The 18046-nt window shown below is 72.4% G+C and carries 15 protein-coding genes; 1 reads left to right on the forward strand and 14 read right to left on the reverse strand.

Going from position 1 to position 18046, the window contains the following annotated elements; translation table 11 throughout:
- Positions 1-76 precede the first annotated feature (76 nt).
- From BJ992_RS00630 to BJ992_RS00665, 8 genes are all read right to left on the reverse strand, one after another.
- Positions 77-1252, reverse strand: coding sequence for a cytochrome P450 (locus BJ992_RS00630; RefSeq protein ID WP_184978008.1), 1176 nt, complete (start codon positions 1250-1252; stop codon positions 77-79).
- 121 nt (positions 1253-1373) lie between these two features.
- On the reverse strand, positions 1374-2297 hold the full coding sequence (locus BJ992_RS00635) for an NAD-dependent epimerase/dehydratase family protein (protein ID WP_184978009.1): 924 nt from the start codon (positions 2295-2297) through the stop codon (positions 1374-1376).
- On the reverse strand, positions 2294-3763 hold the full coding sequence (locus BJ992_RS00640) for a class I adenylate-forming enzyme family protein (RefSeq protein ID WP_184978010.1): 1470 nt from the start codon (positions 3761-3763) through the stop codon (positions 2294-2296). Before BJ992_RS00640 ends, BJ992_RS00635 begins: the two co-directional genes overlap by 4 nt.
- A complete protein-coding gene (locus BJ992_RS00645; RefSeq protein WP_184978011.1) occupies positions 3760-4959 on the reverse strand; it encodes a cytochrome P450 in 1200 nt (399 codons plus the stop codon). Before BJ992_RS00645 ends, BJ992_RS00640 begins: the two co-directional genes overlap by 4 nt.
- Before the next feature lie 89 nt (positions 4960-5048).
- Positions 5049-5798 carry a glycosyltransferase family A protein gene (locus BJ992_RS00650; RefSeq protein WP_184978012.1) on the reverse strand — a complete coding sequence of 250 codons (750 nt, stop codon included), beginning with the start codon at positions 5796-5798 and terminating at the stop codon, positions 5049-5051.
- An 11-nt stretch (positions 5799-5809) separates the two neighbouring features.
- Entirely contained in the window at positions 5810-6706 is an 897-nt protein-coding gene (locus BJ992_RS00655; protein ID WP_343072433.1) for a 3-oxoacyl-ACP synthase III family protein, read from the reverse strand.
- A gap of 149 nt (positions 6707-6855) precedes the next feature.
- Positions 6856-7683, reverse strand: coding sequence for an undecaprenyl-diphosphate phosphatase (locus BJ992_RS00660; RefSeq protein ID WP_221474628.1), 828 nt, complete (start codon positions 7681-7683; stop codon positions 6856-6858).
- 81 nt (positions 7684-7764) lie between these two features.
- Positions 7765-9069, reverse strand: coding sequence for a helix-turn-helix domain-containing protein (locus BJ992_RS00665; protein ID WP_184978015.1), 1305 nt, complete (start codon positions 9067-9069; stop codon positions 7765-7767).
- Between the two features lie 180 nt (positions 9070-9249).
- On the opposite strand from BJ992_RS00665, the gene BJ992_RS00670 reads away from it, so the two are divergent.
- Complete coding sequence (locus BJ992_RS00670) at positions 9250-9561, forward strand: hypothetical protein (RefSeq protein ID WP_184989457.1); 312 nt, start codon at positions 9250-9252, stop codon at positions 9559-9561.
- Positions 9562-9604: 43 nt separating this feature from the next.
- Here BJ992_RS00670 and gndA read toward each other — a convergent pair whose 3' ends face one another.
- The 6 genes from gndA to BJ992_RS00700 form a co-directional block, all read right to left on the reverse strand.
- Positions 9605-11044, reverse strand: a complete 1440-nt coding sequence (gene gndA / locus BJ992_RS00675) for an NADP-dependent phosphogluconate dehydrogenase (RefSeq protein WP_184978016.1) — start codon at positions 11042-11044, stop codon at positions 9605-9607.
- Between the two features lie 93 nt (positions 11045-11137).
- A complete protein-coding gene (locus BJ992_RS00680; RefSeq protein ID WP_184978017.1) occupies positions 11138-11806 on the reverse strand; it encodes an HAD family hydrolase in 669 nt (222 codons plus the stop codon).
- Between the two features lie 54 nt (positions 11807-11860).
- Entirely contained in the window at positions 11861-13294 is a 1434-nt protein-coding gene (locus BJ992_RS00685) for an LCP family protein (protein WP_184978018.1), read from the reverse strand.
- An 87-nt stretch (positions 13295-13381) separates the two neighbouring features.
- Complete coding sequence (locus BJ992_RS00690) at positions 13382-14713, reverse strand: acyltransferase family protein (RefSeq protein WP_184978019.1); 1332 nt, start codon at positions 14711-14713, stop codon at positions 13382-13384.
- A 159-nt stretch (positions 14714-14872) separates the two neighbouring features.
- Positions 14873-15889 (reverse strand): hemolysin family protein, encoded by a 1017-nt coding sequence (locus BJ992_RS00695; RefSeq protein WP_184978021.1) that lies wholly within the window; start codon positions 15887-15889, stop codon positions 14873-14875.
- Positions 15890-16160: 271 nt separating this feature from the next.
- A complete protein-coding gene (locus tag BJ992_RS00700; protein WP_221474629.1) occupies positions 16161-17489 on the reverse strand; it encodes a CNNM domain-containing protein in 1329 nt (442 codons plus the stop codon).
- Positions 17490-18046: the final 557 nt, after the last annotated feature.

The raw sequence follows: 18046 nt of genomic DNA on the forward strand, positions 1-18046 counted from the left end.
CTCCCCGCTCGATGATCGAAACCAGATCCTAACGGGGTGAATCAGATCGAGTGACGAAATGGTGTAAGTGCCGAGGTCACCAGGTCACCGGCACCTCGGAGAACCCACCGGTCAGCCTTCCCGTACGCCGGGGCAGTGCCTCCAGCGGGACCGCGAGCTCCAAGGTGGGGAACCGCCGTGGCAGGGTCGCGAACGCCGAGCGCAGCTCGACGCGGGCCAGGCTCGCGCCGACGCAGTAGTGCCGCGCGTAGCCGAAGGCGATGTGCGGGTCCTCGGGACGCCGTGTCGTGTCGAACTCGTCCGGCCGGTCGAAGATCCGTTCGTCGCGGTTCGCCGCCGTCGGGCTGACCACCACGGCGTCGCCGCGCCGGATCGTCACCCCGCCGAACTCCAGGTCCTCCTTGGCGTACCGCACCAGTCCGTGGTCGGACGGCGACGCCACCCGCAGGATCTCCTCCACCGCCGCCGGAGCGCGTGCGGGGTCGGCGGCCAGCGCGTCCCACTGGGGCCGGTCGCCGAGCAGCAGGAGCACACCGAGGTCGATGCGGTTGACCGTGGTCTCGTGACCGGCGAACAGCAGGGCCGCGCCGAGCATCGCGACCTGCTCGCGTGGCGCGTCCATGGTGGCGAGGTCGGAGAACAGGTCCTCGGCGGGGTTCTCCCGTTTCCTCTCCAGCAGGGTGCCGATGTAGGCGCAGAGCTCGTCCTTGGCGGCGCTCGCCGCCACCGGGTCGAGCACGTCGGTCATGCCGTCGGCGAGCGACTGGAACAGGTCGCGGTCCTGGTACGGCACGCCGAGCAGTTCACAGATCACCAGGGCCGGCAGGGGGAGGGAGAAGTGCGCGTGCAGGTCGAGCGGCGGCGTCTTGCCGGCCATCTCGTCGAGCAGCCCGTCGACCAGCTCCTGGACGTGTCCGGCGAGCGCCTGCATGCGGCGGGCCGAGAAGGCGGGGGCCACCAGCTTGCGCATCATCTCGTGGTCGGCGCGCTCGGTCGCGAAGTCCCCGCTCGGGCCGCCGAGCAGCACCGAGCCCGAGACGCGCGCCGCGGTCTCCGGCGCCGGATGGGAACGGCCGAGGCGGGGGTCGGCGAGCAGCGCGCGTACCTCCTCGTAGCCGGTGACCAGCCAGGCCTCGTCCCCGGCCTGGGTGCGGACGAGGGTGACGGGGCCGGTCGCGCGCAGCTCGCGGTACTCCTGCGGCACCTGGAGAGGGTGCCGACGGGGAAACGGCAACTGAGGAAGATCGGACACCGGCGTGCCCCTTCTCTCGTCGGGTTTTCTTCGACGGTCGCACCCGAAGAAGTCGGACGCAACCACGATGGTCAAGAGATGTCATGACTAATGGTGATGATTGAGTCTTACTGCGGCTCGCTCACCAGTTCGCCGCTCCGGCGAAGGACGTCGGCGCGGGGACGTACCCGAGTCGTTCCCGCGCCGCCGTGATGTCCAGCGTGCGCTCCACGGCCAGATGCCCCGTCGCGTACCGGGTCAACGTCGGCGGATGCGGCCGGCGCAGCACACGGAACGCGGTCTCGGCCACCGCCGCGAGCGCCGTCACCGGGGCCGCCGGCAGGTAGCAGGGCCGTACGCCGAGACCGAGCTCGGCGATCAGCGCGCGCAGCGCCTCGTCGAGCGTCACCGGCTCGGCGTCGGTGATGTTGAACACCCCTGAGGCGACCGGCCCGTCCGCCGCGAGCAGGCACGCGCGCGCCAGGTTCGCCACGGACGTCAGGCTGATCCGCTGCCTGCCGTCACCCACCGCGAACAGCCGCCGGCCCCGCACGGCCCGCAGCACACGCGGCAGCAGCACCGTGTCCCCCGGGCCGTACACCGCGTGCGGCCTGAGCACCACGGCCGTCCCGGCGAGCACCTCCTCGGCACGTGCCTTCGACGCGCCGTACGCGTTGACGTGCCGCCGCGCGCGGCACTCGTGCTCGCCGGCCATGACGGTGGGCCGGAACGGGTCGTAGACGCTGGCCGTGCTGACGTGGACGAACCTGGCACCGGGGAACGCCTCGCGTACCTTGCGCGTACCGTCGACGTTGACCGCGAAGATCCCGGCCGCGGGGCCCCAGTCGGACACGGCCCCCGCGCAGTGCACCACGGCGTCCACCTCGGGAAGGTCGCGCGGCACCGGCCCGGTGACGTCCCACGAGCGGTAGACCCCCGGCGGGGTGTCGCGCAGCGCGCTCGCGGGACGCCGGCCGAACGCGTGCACCTGCCGGCCCTCGGCCGCGGCGAGCCGCCACACGGCGCCGCCGGTGAATCCGGACGCGCCGGTCACGGCGAGCCTCATCGCGCAACCAGGTCGCGCAGCCGGTCGCGGTCCAGCTTGGCGGACCGGCCCGCGCGGGGAAAGCCGTCGAGTACGGCGACGCGGCCCGGCATGGCGGCGGCGTCCACGACCTCCGGCAGCGAGCGGCGCAGCGCGGTCAGGGAGAATCCGTCCTCGGGGACGACGGCGAGCACGACCTCCTCGTCGCCGGTCTCCGGGTCGGGGAGGCCGAGCAGCGCGGCCTCCGCCACTCCAGGCAGGGCCGCCACCGCGGGCTCGTAGAGGCCGGGGTAGATGTTCACCCCGTCCCTGATGATCATGTCTTTCTTGCGGCCGAGCAGCACCAGACGTCCATGGTCGTCCAGGCGGGCCAGGTCGCCGGTCGCCACCTCGGTCAGCGGCGGCCCGCCGAGGTAGGCCGCGGCGAGATGCGGGCCGGAGACGAACAGCTCCCCGTCGGCGGCGATCCGCGCGTGTACGCCGGGAAGCGGTGCGCCGAGCAGGTCGCCTTCGGTGACCTCCAGCTTCTCCTCGGCCGAGGCGATCGCGATCGGCAGCGCCTCGGTGGTGGCGTAGACGCTGAGCACCTCGGCGTGCGGCGCGGCGGCGCGTGCGCGGCGCAGCACGCCGGCCGGCGCGGGGGCCGTGCCGAGCAGCAGGCACCGCAGCGTGGCAGGCGGCTCAGGGCCGGCGTCCAACGCCGGGCCGAGGCGCGCGGGGACGCAGAACGCGTGCGTGGCGCCGCGCGTGGCCAGCTCCTCGGTGAACGGCCGCGACCCCGGCAGGGACCAGGTGGCGCCGGCCATCAGCGCCGGCAGGCCCAGCATGAGCTGGTCGGTGTGCACGACGTCCCCCGGCGTCAGCGGCACGGCCCGCTGGAACAGGGTGGCCCCCTCCCCGAGGGAGCCGCGCGTGTGCACCACCCCACGGGGACGGCCGGTCGTGCCGGAGGTGAAGGCCACCACGGCCGGTTGGCCCGCGTCCCCACCGGAGGGGACGCCGTCCGCCGGCGGAAGGTGGCGCAGGCGCGCCGCGCCGCGAGGGACGCCGGGGAGCCATCGGCCTGCGGTCATGTGGCGTACCGGACGGCCGGGGATCGGCTCGCGCAGGTCCGGCAGCCAGAGGCCGCGGCGTCTGGCGAGGCCGCGCAGCGGGCCGGCGAAGGCGTAGGCGACCGAGTCCGCGACGACCCAGGCGGGAGGCGCGAGGGCCAGACGCGCGTCGGCCGCCGCCGGGGTGAGCCCCGGATCGGCGAGCACCAGCATGCCACCGGCCGCCACGGCGCCGAGCGCCGCCACCACCGCGTCCGGGCCCGGCCGCACCACGAACAACACCGCCTCCCCGTGAAGCGGCCCCATGGCCGCCGCGACGGCGCGGACCCCCGCGGCGAGGTCACGGTAGGTCAGTTCGCGGCCGTCGATCACGGCCGTACGGCCGGGGTGCCGGCCGGCCGCGGCCAGCACCGCGTCCACCACGTCACGGCTCATCTGCTGTGTCCCTCCTCGGTGCGCGCGCGGCGGCGGATCCACAGGTGCCGGTAGGCGGGGAGCAGGACCCGGCGCGCGGGTCCGCGGGCCACCACCTCGACGTCGTGGGTGAGCAGGACCTCGGTGACGGCGCGGATCTCGGCGAGCGCGAGCGGGTAGCCGATGCAGAAGTGCGGGCCCGCGCCGAACCACAGGCGGCGCAGTTCCGGTGGATGGCGCCGGTCCGGCCGGAAGGGGCCGTACGCGCGGGTGCAGTTCAAGGTCGCCACGACGACGCGGTCCCCGGGCCGTACCGCCACCCGTCCCACACGGGACGGCGCCGCCACCGACCGCAGCATCACCGGCGTCGGCGTGGTGTACCGCAACGCCTCCTCGATGAGCCGGTCCAGGTCGAGCCCGCTCCTGGCGTATGGCGACGGATCCTCGGCGGGGACCGGCGCGGCGCGGAGGGTGCCGGTGTCGTGCAGCAACGCGGCCAGGCGGGGGACGAAGGACGCGACGGTCTCGGTGCCGGTCAGGAAGAACGCGCCGGCCGCGCCGCGGGCCTCGGCGGCGGAGAGTCCGAGCGCGCGCATGCGGCCCATGACGGTGGTCTCGTCGCCGGTCTCGTAGGCCGCGGCGGCGATGGCGCCGACCCGGTCGAGCACCCGGCGTGCGACGGCGACCTGCCGTGGGGTGAGGCCGCGTGAGCGGAGCGACACCATGGACACGACACGTTCCCCGTCGGCGAACAGAGCGCGCGCGTCGGCGGCCGATACCTCCCCCATGCCGATCACCCGGCAGATGACCGCACCGGCCATCAGCCGCATCTCGTCCGCAAGGTCGACCGTCTCCCCCTCGCGCAGCCGCGTGGACAACGCGGCGAGCGGGCCCGCGAGCACGCCGGACACCAGCGACGCCACCGCGTCGGGGGTGAACAGCGGGGCCAGCTTCCTGCGCAGTGCCGTGTGCGCCTCGCCTTCCATGTTGAGGAGCACGGACGGGCCAAGCACCGGGGTCCACAGGTCGCCGGGTGAGCCGGGGCCGTCCTTGCGGAACGCCGCCTGGTCCATCAGGACGACTCGTGCGGTGGCGGCGTCGCTGACCACCACCCCGACCCCCGGCACCCGCACGACGGGGCCGAGCCTCGCGACCGCGCGCAGCAGCGGGTACGCCAGCGGGTGCGCGGCCAGGTGGAGGCGCGTCTCGTGATTCACGGGAAATATCCGGAAGGAGACACGCGCGAGATCCGGACGCCGGGACGGGGCCGGCTCGGGATCGGGAAGACCGGAAGAGGACATGAGGATCAGCGGATGTCGACCACGTCGGGACGGTAGTGGTGGTCGGCGTACCAGGCCAGGGTGCCGGTGAGGCCGTACGCGCGCAGGCGGCGGACCGAGCCGTACACCACCACGTCGCGGCGGGTGCCGTACGCGCCGGTGAGGCGGCGGACCTGGTTGACCAGGGCACGGTCCTCGTGCATCTCCTCGATGGCGACGCGGGGGAAGCCACCGGAACGCTCGTACAACGCGGCGGTGATGGCCACGGTGGCGCCGGGCATCATGACGTACGGGCCGAGGTAGGCGGGGTCGCGGTTGCCGGGCCGGAACCGGCCGAACGTCGCGGCCACCTCGACGAGGAACGGGATCAGGTGGCGCTCCCACAGCTTGAGCGGGAACTCGTCGGTGCGGGGCCGCAGCAGGCCGCCGACCATCTCCAGGCCGTCGGCGAAGCCCCTTCTGATCGCGCGCACCCAGTCGGGCCGCGGCAGGCAGTCGGCGTCGGTGCGCGCCAGGTGGGTGGCGCCGCGGGCCATGGCGTGCCGCATGCCGGTGTCGGCGGCGGCCCCGGTGCCCTTGCGCGGCTCGGTGATCACCTCGATCGTCATGCGGGACGTCCCGGCGTAGGCCCGCACGACGTCACCGGTGCCGTCGGTGCTGGTGTTGTCCACCACGACGAGCCGGAAGCGGTCGTCGTCCTGCGCCTCGAGCGCGCGCAGCGTCGCCTCGATGCCCTTGGCCTCGTTGTAGGCCGGGACGATCACCCACAGGTCCATCGGTGCCGCCTTCACAGGTCCGCGAACATCACGCCGAGGCTGATGCCGCCGCCGAGCCCGAGCAACGCCACCCGGTCCCCCGGACCGGCGGCACCGGCGTGCAACTGGAGCGGCAGGCTCGCCGACGCGCAGTTGCCGTGCTCCGGCAGCGTCACGACCAGGCGGTCGCGGGGAATGCCGAGCACGCGCACCAGCGCGTCGAGGTACGGCACCGCGACCTGGTGCACCGCCACGAGCGAGAAGTCGTCCCAGGTGAGGCCGGTGCGTTTCAGCGCGTCCAGGAAGATCTCCGGGCCGAGGAGCTCGAACGCCTCACGCAGCCGCCGTCCGTCGCCGCGGAAGAACGAGTGCTCGGGGTCACGAGGATGCGCCGAGCCGCCGCCTGGCAGCGTGCCGACGGCCCAGGCCGTGGAGTCGGCGCGGAACTCGCGGTAGAAGACGCCGCGCGCCGGATCGGCCGTGACGAGCACGGCGGCTCCGGCGTCGGACAGGGTGTATCCGGCGAACGCCTCGACGAACTGCGTGCGGCTCGACACCTGCCACCGCACGGCACGCGACGGCACCTCGCCGGTGCAGACCAGCACGGTGCGGTGCGCGCCGGTGCGGATCAGCGCCTCGGCGACCTGCACGCCGTTGAGCAGGCTGTTGCAGGCGTTCTTGACGTCGAACACGGGGCACGACAGGCCGAGCCGGGCCGCGACCATGTGCGCGGTCGCGGGTTCGACCATGTCCTGCGAGGCCGAGGCGAAGATGAGCAGGTCGGCGGCCCGGTGGTCGAGCCCGCGGGCCGCGGCGGCGGCGAGGTCGGACGCCTGTTCGTCCGGCGCGGCGACGTGCCGCCGCCTGATGCCGGTCATGCGTTCCACGATGCCGCGGTGCGGGACGTAGCCGTCGATCCGCGCCTCCACCTCGGCACTGGTGAGGGTGCTCTCTGGCAGGTATGTGGAGACAGCTGAGATGCGGGCCCACATGGCGACCCCCCGTGATGACCTGAACCGATCCCCCTGTGCGGGGCAATCTACCGAAATATCCAGATCATCGGGTGGTCAGGGACCGGTCAGCTCGCGGGGATCCAGCCGAGGCCGACCGCGGCGATGATCACGACGCCGAGCGCGACGCGGTAGACGATGAACGGGGTGAACCTGTGGCTGCTGATGTACCGCAGGAACCACGCGATGGCGGCGTACCCGACCGCGAAGGACACGATGGTGGCGAGGATGGTCGGACCCCAGGCCGGGGTCTCGCCGCCGCCGATCTCGAACAGCTCCAGCACGCCGGACATCAGCACCGCGGGGATGGCGAGCAGGAACGAGTACTCCGCCGCCTCCTCACGCCGGTACCCGAGCAGCAGGCCCGCGCCGGTCGTGCCACCCGACCGGGAGACGCCGGGGATCAGGGCCAGCGCCTGCGCGAGGCCGTACGTCAGCGCGTGCGGCAGATTGAGGTTCTTGTCCAGGGTGAGCTCGTTGCGCGCGAGGCGGTCGGCCACGGCGAGCAGCAGGCCGAAGACGATCAGGCAGGCGCCGACCAGCCGCAGGTCGCGCACCGTGGTCTCGATCTGGTCCTTGAACGCCAGGCCGAGCACCCCGATCGGCACGCTGCCGGCGATGACATACCACCCCATGCGGGCCGCCGGGTACTCGCGCAGCTCGGGGGTCCACAGCGAGCGGGTCCAGGTGGAGATGATGTCCCAGATGCGCTTGCGGAAGTAGATGAGCACCGCGGTCTCGGTGCCGAGCTGGATGACGGCGGTGAAGGCGGCTCCCGGGTCCTCCCAGCCGAAGAACGCGGACACCACACGGATGTGCGCGCTGGACGAGATGGGCAGGAACTCGGTGAGGCCCTGCACGAGGCCGAGCACGAGCGCCTCAAACCAGCCGATCAATGAAGGACACCTTCCGGGAACGCGCGGCGGCGCCGCGAGCGTGACGCGAGGCTAGTGAGGCTACCGAAAACCCGGGCCCGCTCAGGCCCGGATCGGACGCGCGGCCGAGGCGGGGCCGGACGGCGCGGGGAGCGGGGGCCGGTCCCGCGCGGCGACGGCGGCCGACAGCTCACGAGCGAGATCGGTCATGCCGCACTCGCGCAGGTGGCCGATCATCATGCGGAGGTCCTTGGCGACCCGCATGGACGGCACGTCGGCGGCCTGCTCGACCGCGTGCCTGGCCTGGTCGGCGCCACCGTCGCGATCACCCTCCTTGACGCGCAGCACGGCGAGACGGGTCTGGCATCGCAGGCTGGTGCGGGTGCGGTTCTCGCCGAGGACGGCCAAGGCGGACGCCAGGCGTTCACGTGCGCGCCGGTCCTCGCCGAGATGGAAGAGCGCGAGGCCGAGCGCGCTGTCGTGGTGGCCGGGGGACACCGTGATGTGCCGGGCCCAGGCCGGCACATCACCGGTGGCCGGGACCGCCTCGCCGGTCAGGGTCTCCTCGGCGAGCGTGATGTGGCGAAGGCCGATGGCGACGTCGCCGGCGGCGGCGCAGTGGCGGGCCGCCACGGCATGGAGGTTGGCGCGTTCGGCGGCCGAGACGCGCTCGTCGCCGAGGGCCAGGCGCAGGATCTCGACGCCGTCCCGTGGCCGGCCGAGATCGGCGAACACGGCCGACAGGTCGAGCATGGTGTGGGCCCGCAGGTCGCGGTCGGCGCCACGGGCCGCGGAGTCGAGCGCGAAGGTGAGCAGGCGCGTCGCGCGCTCCGGCTGGCCCTGGTCGTAGGTGGCCCAGCCGAGGCGGTCGGCGAGCAGGCCGATGGCCGAGCCGAGCCGCTCGCGGGTCGTGGTGGCCATCGGCTGGTCGCAGAGTTTCACGGCCCACTCGATGGTGCCGCGTGCCATGGCGACCGCCGCGCCGCTCCCCTTGGATAAGTCCATCCGCAAGGCGAGATCGGCCGCGGCCTCGACGGCCTCGACCTCCGACAGCCCCACGCGGGACGGCGGCAGCGCGGCCAGGCCGTCGAGCAGGCGGGTCAGCGGCTCACCTCCGGCGGCCCCTACGGATGCGGCTGCGATGACCGAGAGTAGGCCCCGTCGCTTCATGTCATCGACGTTACCCATTTCGGGGGTGTCGGCATCGGGGGTTTCCGGCAAGCCGTGACCCGAGAGAAGCAGACCTGTGGCGACTTCGTAGCGGTGCAGGAGCGACGGGGTGACCTCGCGGTCGCCTCGCTCCACCCTGCTCAGGTGACCTGCGGAGACGCCGATCATCTCGGCGAGGCGGCCCAGGCTGAGACCCGCACGTGTGCGGAGGTCGCGCAACTCGGCCCCGCTGGTCATGGTCACCCCTCGTGTTGCGGCAATGACGGTGCGGCATGACCGCAACGGTGACAGCCCGTCATCGAGCACTCACACTGACGGTAGCGCGGAAGTCACCGCGTGGACTGACGAAGCCACAAATGGCAGGCAGCGTAACCCTCGATCGGCCTGCCTTTCGTGCCTGGAAGTGAACGAGGTCCGATGCGTGAATCGCCGGCGGCCGTCCGCCACCCCCTGTTATCGGTGCGTCTCGACGAGATGAACCGGCTCGACGAACTCGACGAGTTCGACGAATGTGACGAACACCGTCCCACCGTCCTCGCGTCCGCGCCGCCGTCCCCGCCGGGCTGGAGCGTCTTCCGGTCCGACACCGGCCGCTACTGGGCCACCCGGCGGCGGTTCCGCGAGGCCGACGAGGCCGCAGGCGTGTGGCGCACCGTGGACGCGGACGACCCGGTGACCCTCACCCGGCTGATCGCCGAGCAGGAGCACCGGGCCGGCGCCACGTCCTGAGCGGCGCCGGCCGTCTCACCGGGACGGACCGGCGCGCGGCGGGTCAGATGTCGACCCGGCTCTCCGGCCGGTCCGGCAGCTCCCAGTGGGTGTGGTAGGTGCCGTCGCGGTCGGCCCTGCGGTACGTGTGCGCGCCGAAGAAGTCGCGCTGTCCCTGCACCAGCGCGGCCGGCAGGCGCTCGGACCGCAGCGCGTCGTAGTACGACAAGGCGCTCGCGAAACCTGGCACCGGGATGCCGGTGCGGGTCGCGGCCACCACCACGTCACGCCACGAGTCCTGCGCGGCCCCCACCTCGGCGGCGAAGTTGGCGTCCGACAGCAACGTGGCCGCACGCGGGTCCGCCTCGTAGGCGGAGCGGATGCGGTCGAGGAAGCGGGCCCTGATGATGCAGCCGCCACGCCAGATGGTCGCCATCGCCCCGAGGTCGATGTCCCAGCCGTACTCGGCGCTGCCGGCCTGGATCTGGTGGAAGCCCTGCGCGTAGGCGACGACCTTGGAGGCGTACAGCGCCTGCTCCACCTTGTCGGGGAAGTCGCCGGCGAACGACGACGCGGCGCCGGACGGCCCGGGCAGCTCACGTGCGACGGCGCGGGTGTCGGCGTGGCCGGAGATGGACCGCGCGAACACCGCCTCGGCGATGCCGGTGACCGGCACCCCGAGGTCGAGCGCCGTCTGCACCGTCCAGCGTCCGGTGCCCTTCTGCTCGGCGCGGTCCAGCACGACGTCCACGAACGGCGCGCCGGTGGCCTGGTCGGTGTGCGACAGCACCTCGGCGGTGATGTCGATGAGGTAGGAGTCCAGGCGTCCGGTGTTCCAGGTGCGGAAGACCTCGGCGATCTCGGCCGGCGCCAGCTCCGCTCCCTTGCGCAGCAGGTCATAGGACTCCGCGATGAGCTGCATGTCGGCGTACTCGATGCCGTTGTGCACCATCTTCACGAAGTGTCCCGCGCCGTCCGGCCCCACGTACGCGCAGCACGGCACACCGTCCACCTTGGCGGCGATGTCCTCAAGGATCGGACCGAGCGACTCGTACGCCTCACGGGTGCCGCCGGGCATGATGCTCGGTCCTTCGAGGGCTCCCTGCTCGCCGCCGGAGATGCCGGCGCCGACGAAGTGGATGCCGCGCTCGCGCAGCGCGGCCTCCCGCCGCCGGGTGTCCAGGTAGTGCGCGTTGCCGCCGTCGACCAGGATGTCGCCTGGTTCGAGCAGCGGAGCGAACTCCTCGATCACCGCGTCGGTGGCGGGCCCCGCCTGGACCATGATCACCATCTTGCGCGGACGGGCCAGCGCGGCCACGAACGCCTCCGGCGTCTCGGCCGGGTGGAAGTCCCCCTCGTGGCCGAACTCCTCCATCAGCGCCTTGGTCTTGGCCTCGGTCCGGTTGTGCACCGCGACCGCGTAACCGTGACGTGCGAAGTTGCGCGCCAGGTTGCGGCCCATCACCCCGAGCCCGGTGACGCCGATGACCGCCTGTTGTGCCATATGGGACCACCCTCCTTTGTTTCGGCAGTACGCCCCGGACCACGATCCGGTTCATGTACGAGCCAACGCTACGCGGAGGGTCCGAGCCGCCTGTCACCCGGTGAGCAGCCTGGCGATGGGGCTCTGGTCCAGGTGGTCGAGCAGTTCCGCGCAGTCCTTGTAGACCACACGCGCACCGGCGTCTGTGAGGGAGGCGGTGTCGATGCCGCCGGTCCGCACCCCCACGCACTCCACACCGGCGCCGCGCGCGGCGAGCGCGTCCCACACGCTGTCCCCGACGAAGACCGCGTCGCCGGGGGCCAGGCCGGCCTTGTCCAGGGCCTGGCGCACCGGCTCGGGGTCGGGCTTGGAGCGCTCGACGTCCTGCGCGTGCACGATGGCCGTCACCGCGTCCTGCGCGCCGGCGACGCCGATCAGTCGCTCCGCGTCGTCCTTGTGCGCGCTCGTCCCGACCACGACCTGCAGGCCGGCGCGGGCCAGCCGGTGCAGGAGCTCCCCCGCGCCGGGCACGGGACGCACCTCGCCGAGCCTCGGCTTGTACAGCTCGGCGTGCGCGTCCGTGAGCGCCTGCGCCTCCTCGTCGTCGGCGGACGGCAGGAGGTACTCGATCAGGGCACGGTCCGCACGGCCGATGGCGCCGTGGATGTCCATCATGAGGATGTCGTGTCCCCTGCGGCGGAACGCCTCCCACCACGTGACCACATGCAGATAGTTCGTGTCGACCAGGGTGCCGTCCAGGTCGAAGATCACACCGTTGCTCATCGCCACCGTCCTCGGATATCCCCTGCACCTGGCAATTACCCGAGGTGTCTGGTGCTAGTCGGCCGAGCAGGAATCCTGGGTCGCGTCGATGCCCTTGAGGCTCTCCTGGGAGACCGGTGCGGGCTTGACGCCACGCCAGTCGTCGCCGATGAGCAGCACGAGCCGGGTGGTCGTCGTGTCGGTCACCTCGGCGTAGTGGGAGGTCACGAGGTCGCGGGCCAGCGTGGGGGCCCTGGACCTGCCGTTCGGCGAGTACCTGACCTGCGTCTTCGGGTACGGCTTGTGGGGTGCGTCGCCGACCAGCACGACGCTGTAGCCGCGCTGCTCCAAGGTGGCGGCGACCTCGGCGGCGAGGCCGGAACGGTTGGTGCCGTTGCGCACCACGACCTCGATCTTGGACTTCGGCACGTCACCCTGGCGGCCCGTCTTGATGTGCGAACCCTTGATCTTGGTGTCGGTGGCGACCAGCCGGAAGAGCTGCCTGGCCTGCGGCTGCACCCACTCGACCCGGCCCCGCTGCGCCAAGGAGTACCGCCACGGCGTTGTGACGAACCTGATGTTCCCCGCGCTGAGACCCTCGGCGCTCGACGCGAGCTCCCGCAGCACCCCGATGTCGAGGCCGGGGTCGGTCGTCACGGACTTGGTGGCCGCGTCGAGGAAGGCGAACAACTTGGCCGGGTCGGTGAGCGTGGCGCCGCTCATGGCCTTCTTGACCATGGAGGCCAGGAACATCTGCTGGCGCTGGATGCGGCCGATGTCGGACCCGTCACCGAGGCTGTAGCGAGCCCTGACGTAGCCGAGCGCCTGCTCACCCTGGAGCGTCTGCCGGCCGGCGGGGAGCTTCAGCAGCGCCTTGGGGTCGTCGATCGGCTTCGGCACGCAGACCTCGACGCCGCCGAGAGCGTTCACCATGCTCTTGAAGCCGGTGAAGTCGACCTTGGCGAAGTGGTCGATGTGGATGCCGGTGAGCGTCTCGACGGTCTTCCAGGTGCAGGCGATGCCGCCGAAGTTGAACGACTCGTTGATCATGCCGACGTGCGCGCGCTGACCCGGCAGGCCTCTGCGCGCGGGACAGGACGGCAGCGCGACCAGCGAGTCGCGCGGGAAGCTGATCAGCAGCGCGTTGTCCCGCTGCGGTGACAGGTGAGCGAGGATGATCGTGTCGGTGCGCTCGCCGTACTCGTGGTGGCCGTACTTGATGTTGGCGCCGGCGCGGGTGTCGGAGCCGACGAGCAGGATGTTCAGCGCCTTGCCGACCTTGACCGGACGGGTGCCGAGCGCGGACGTCGGGACGTCGTCGTGCTTGATGTTGCCGCTGAGCCGCACATAGGCGCCGGTCAGCGTGACCGCGACGGCGACGGCCACACCGGTGGCCGCAGCGACCAGGCACCACACCCATGCCATCCACGGACGCGCGCGCCGGCCGGCGGGCCGCTCCGTGGTGCCTTCCGGACGCGAGGGACGCGTGTCGACTAGCCCGCCGTTCATGATCCCCACGAGAGGCCGGGGCTGTGGCCCCCAGGCCACCCGCCGCTCCAGGCGCCGGGTCCACCGCCCGGCAAGCCGTGGGTCAGTCTAGCGACGGGATGTTTCGCGGGAATCGTCGGTCGCGGTATTGACCGGAAAGTGGTGGGTTTTCACCTCAGGGGCTGGTCCCGCGGCGCGCGCCAGCCGTCGGCCGATGCGCTGGCCGGGAAGCTCGACGTACCGGTGGCCGAGTGCGGCGCAGGCGACGACGGCCGCGAACAGCAGGACCTCCCAGCCGAGCCGGGCCGGCAGCGACAGTCCCGCGGCGTCGGACGTGACGCGCCGGACGACCTGCACCACCAGCGGATGCAGCAGGTAGACGGAGTAGCTGACCAGCCCCAGCCATGCCAGAGCAGGCGCGGTGGCGCGGTGACGCCACGCGAGGCCGGCGGCGAAGGTCAGCCAGGCCGCCACGACGGCCGTCGACCAGCCCTGGACGAACTCACGCGCGGCGGCCTCGGTCATGCCCCACCCCGGTCCGTGCCACACCGCCGCGGCCACCGACAGCACCGGGACCGCCAGGACCGGCAGCAGCGTGGCGGGCCGTACGCCGGAGCGCTCCATGCGGTACAGAGCGGTCCCCGCGAACATGGTCGCCAGGATGATGAGGCTCTGCCAGGCGCCGATCCTGCTGTTGAGGACCAGCAGGACGAGGCCGAGGGCCGCGATCGCGACGGCGCCGCGCCGCCGCGTCGTCTCGCCGCCGGCGACCACCGCCGCGAGCCCCGCGACGAGGACGACGGCGGCGACCGCCGCCACCACCGGTGCGCCGAGCATCGTGGAGATCAGGCCGGCCGGCACGACGGCCCCGGCCACGACGGCGCAGCACGCGAGACCCGCCGAGGCGGCGGTGCTCGCCTTGTGCATGCCGAACACGAACATCGCGGTGACCAGCAGGTAGAACACCATCTCGTAGGAAAGGGTCCAGAAGACGTTGACCACGCTGTCGACCCCGAGCAGGTCCTGCAGCATGGTCACGTGGGCCAGTGCGGACGTCACCGGCTGCTCGCCGGCGTCCGGCGGCAGGCGGGTGTACACCTCGGCGAGCGCGAACACGGTGCCGAGCACGGCCGTCACCAGCCACAGCGGGTACAGGCGGAACACCCGGTTGACCCAGAACCCGCGGACGTCGCCGCGGCGTTCCAGCGAGACGGGGATCACGTAGCCGCTGACCAGGAAGAACACGAGCACGCCGTACTGGCCGAAGTTGAACCACGGGCTGACCGTGTTCCTGATCTCCGGCAGGAGCGCGTCCAGGGAGTGCTCGAACACGACGATCAGCGCGGCGACGCCGCGCAGCGCGTCGAGCCAGGACTGCCGGCCGGTCCGCGGTGGGGGTGGAGACGAAGGTGATGGGTACGGACGGGTCAGGACGTGCATTTCGCTCGCCCTACCCGAAGCCGCTCATCTCTCACCATCCCGGACACGATAGGAGGCCCTTGACGGTGAGGTCGAACCGATCATCACACAGTGTGGTGAACCTCGCCGTGAAGTCCGCCGGCGGTCGACTCGCCTGCCTGACCTGGTGCGAGAAGGCGGTCAGCTCGCCTGCCTGACCTGGTGCAGGAGGCCGGTGAGCACGTCCTCCAGTGTCACCACCCCGAGCACCGAGCCGTCGTCCCCGGTGATCGCGGCGAGCTGGGCCCTGCGCCTGCGCATCTGCGCGAGCACCTCCGCCAGGGTGGTGCGGTGATGCGCGTGCGGCAGTTCACGGGCCGGCAGCGGGCTGCCGGGGGCATGGCCGTTCAGCGCGTCGAGGACGTGCAGATATCCGCACAGCGACCCCGGCGCCTCGCCGCGCACCGGGAAGCGCGAGTGGCCGTACTTGCCGGCGTGGTGCTGCAACTCGGCGACCCCCGTCGTGGCCGGCACGCTGATCACCTCGTCGATCGGCACCATCACCGACGCCACCGGCCGCGCGTGCAGGGCCAGGCTCGCGATCATGCGGTCGTGCTCGTCCTGGTCGAGTAATCGGTGCTGACGCGACTCACGGATCAGCGCCGGCATCTCGTCGGAGGTGTAGACGGTGCGGATCTCCTCGGCCCGGGGGACGCGAAGCAGTCGCAGCACCGCCGAGGAGAGCGCGTCGATCACGACGAGCAGCGGCCGGGTGGCGCTCGCGGTCACGCGCAGCGGCGGCACCAGCCACATGGCCGCGCGGTCCGGCCCGGCGAGCGCGAGGTTCTTCGGCACCATCTCGCCGATGATCACGTGTCCCGAGACCACGACGAACAGGGCCAAGGCGAACGCGGCCGGGTGGACCAGGCCGTGTGGCACGCCGGTCGCGGCGAAGACGGGTTCGAGAGCGTGCGCCAGCACCGGTTCCCCCACCGCGCCGAGCGCCAGCGAGGCCAGGGTGACGCCGAGCTGCGCCGCCGCGAGCATCAGCGGCACCGAGTCCATGGCGGCGAGCACCGACTCGGCCCGGCGCGACCCCTCCCTGGCCAGCGGCTCGATCTGCGTCCTGCGTACCGAGATGAGCGCGAACTCCGCGCCGACGAAGAAGCCGTTCAGCCCCAGCAGCACCACGATGACCAGCCCGTCGAGCGGCGTCATCGAGCCCTCCCGGCACTTCTCCCGGCCGGCGCGGTGCGGGCCGGCGCGGTTCCCGGAGGAGCGATCCCCGATGGTGCGACCCCGGTCGGCGCCGCTCCCGGTGGCGCGGCTCCCGGTGGCGCGGCCTTGTGGGTCACCGCCGGTCGAGCGGTGTCCCACCGGGGGGTGGCGGGTTCGAGAGGGTCGCCGGAGTCGGTATCGGCGGGGTCGGCGGTATCGGAGGGTTCGTCCCTGCCGGTGGTACCGGCGGGATCCGAGGGGCCGGCGGTGGTCACCTGTCGTGCTCCTTCTCGCCACCTGGTGCGGTGAGCGTGATCTGCTCGATCCTGCGGCGCCGCACGGTGTCGGCGCGTAACGTCCATCCGTCCACGATCACGGAGTCCCCCGGTACGGGGAGGCGGCCGAGGCGGCTGACCACCAGGCCGGCCAGGGTCTCGTACGGGCCCTCCGGCATCTGGAAGCCGAAGCGCTCCTCGGCCTCGTGTCCGCGCAGCATGGCGGGGACCTTCGCGGAGGAACCCGGAGCGAGCAGGCCGGCCACCGGGCCGTCCGAGCCCTCCTCGGGGAGGTCGTACTCGTCGGCGATGTCCCCGACCAGTTCCTCGGCCAGGTCCTCGACCGTGACGATGCCGGCGAAGCCGCCGTACTCGTCCACGACCACCGCCATCTCGGCACGCGCCGCGAACAGCCGGTCCTGCAGCGCCGCGAGATCGAGCGACTCCGGCACCAGCACGGGTGTGCGTGCGATGCGCGAGACCGGTGTGGCCGTGCGGCCCGCCTCGGGTACGGCGAACGCGTCGACCACGGAGGCCACACCGACGATGTCGTCGAGCTCGCCGCCGGTGACAGGGAGCCGCAGGTGCCGCTCGGCGCGGGCCAGCACGAGGAACTCCGCCACGGTGCGGTCCGCCGAGATGGTCACGCAGACCGGCCGGGGTGTCATCGCCTCGGCGGCGCTGCGGTCGCCGAAGAGCAGAGCGCGGCGCAGCATGGCCGCGGTGCCGGTCGGCAGCGTGCCGGCCTCCGCCGACATGCTCATCAGCATGCTGAGCTCGTCAGGTGAGCGGGCCGAGGCCAGCTCGTCCTGCGGCTCCGCGCCGAACGCGCGCACGACGGCGTTCGCGGTGGCGTTGCACGCCTTGATCAGGGGGGAGAACACCGCGGAGAAGACCCGCTGCGGCGGGGTGGAGAGCCTGGCGACCGCCATCGGCCTGGACAGACCGGCGTTCTTCGGCACCAGCTCGCCGAGCACCATCTGGCTCACCGTGGCGACCAGCAGCGCGAGCATCGTGGACACACTGTCGGCCGCTCCGTCCGGCAGCACGCCGAGCGCGGGCCGCAGCAGATGCGCCATCGACGGCTCGGCGACCACCCCGAGCAGCAGTGAAGTGATCGTGATGCCGAGCTGCGCGCCGGAGAGCTGGAACGACAGGCGGCGCAGCGCGGCCTGGATGCCCTGTGCGCCGCGGTCTCCGGCGTGCGCGAGACGGTTGATCTCGCCGCGTTCCACGGTGACCAGGGAGAACTCGGCGGCGACGAACAGGCCGTTGGCCATGATCAGCGCCAGCGCGGCCAGGAGGAACAACAGATCGACGATCACCGTGGCGCCTTCCCGCGAGACCCGCCCCTGGGCCGCGCGACGTGTGCGGTGCCTTCGCCGGAACCGTACCGGCCCGGCACCACACCGGGGAATGCCGCAGCCGTTACCCCGTCACAGTTTCTTCAACCCCACCACGAACCGACACCCGAACCGGCCCCTCGACCGGCCACCCGGACCAGCCGGCCGAACCGGCCACCTGATCCGGCCACCTGATCCGGCCACCTGATCCGGCCACCTGATCCGGCCACCTGATCCGGCCACCTGATCCGGCCACCTGATCCGGCCACCTGATCCGGCCACTCGAACCGGCCACCTGACCCGGACGGCCAACCGGCACCCGAGTCGGCTACCTCAACCAGTCGGCCAACCGACACCCGAGTCGGGTCGGCTGGCCGGCATCCGAGTCGGGTCGGCCGACCGGCACCACTTGAACCGGCCACCTGAACCGGTCGGCCGACCGCCACCCGAACCGGCTTACCGAGTCGCTACCTGAACCGGCTGACCGAGCCGGCCCACCAACCGGTACCCCGAGCCGGAGGACCGGCCCTGGATCCCCA

The organism is Sphaerisporangium rubeum, from assembly GCF_014207705.1.
In the GTDB taxonomy this organism is placed as follows: domain Bacteria; phylum Actinomycetota; class Actinomycetes; order Streptosporangiales; family Streptosporangiaceae; genus Sphaerisporangium; species Sphaerisporangium rubeum.

Bases quoted from the DNA above. Each gene is read 5' to 3' on its own strand.
- BJ992_RS00650 (WP_184978012.1), bottom strand. From the start codon at position 5,798: ATGGACCTGTGGGTGATCGTCCCGGCCTACAACGAGGCCAAGGGCATC.
- BJ992_RS00680 (WP_184978017.1), bottom strand. From the start codon at position 11,806: ATGAGCAACGGTGTGATCTTCGACCTGGACGGCACCCTGGTCGACACG.
- gndA (WP_184978016.1), bottom strand. From the start codon at position 11,044: ATGGCACAACAGGCGGTCATCGGCGTCACCGGGCTCGGGGTGATGGGC.
- BJ992_RS00695 (WP_184978021.1), bottom strand. From the start codon at position 15,889: ATGACGCCGCTCGACGGGCTGGTCATCGTGGTGCTGCTGGGGCTGAAC.
- BJ992_RS00640 (WP_184978010.1), bottom strand. From the start codon at position 3,763: ATGAGCCGTGACGTGGTGGACGCGGTGCTGGCCGCGGCCGGCCGGCAC.
- BJ992_RS00670 (WP_184989457.1), top strand. From the start codon at position 9,250: ATGCGTGAATCGCCGGCGGCCGTCCGCCACCCCCTGTTATCGGTGCGT.
- BJ992_RS00665 (WP_184978015.1), bottom strand. From the start codon at position 9,069: ATGACCAGCGGGGCCGAGTTGCGCGACCTCCGCACACGTGCGGGTCTC.
- BJ992_RS00685 (WP_184978018.1), bottom strand. From the start codon at position 13,294: ATGAACGGCGGGCTAGTCGACACGCGTCCCTCGCGTCCGGAAGGCACC.
- BJ992_RS00690 (WP_184978019.1), bottom strand. From the start codon at position 14,713: ATGCACGTCCTGACCCGTCCGTACCCATCACCTTCGTCTCCACCCCCA.
- BJ992_RS00635 (WP_184978009.1), bottom strand. From the start codon at position 2,297: ATGAGGCTCGCCGTGACCGGCGCGTCCGGATTCACCGGCGGCGCCGTG.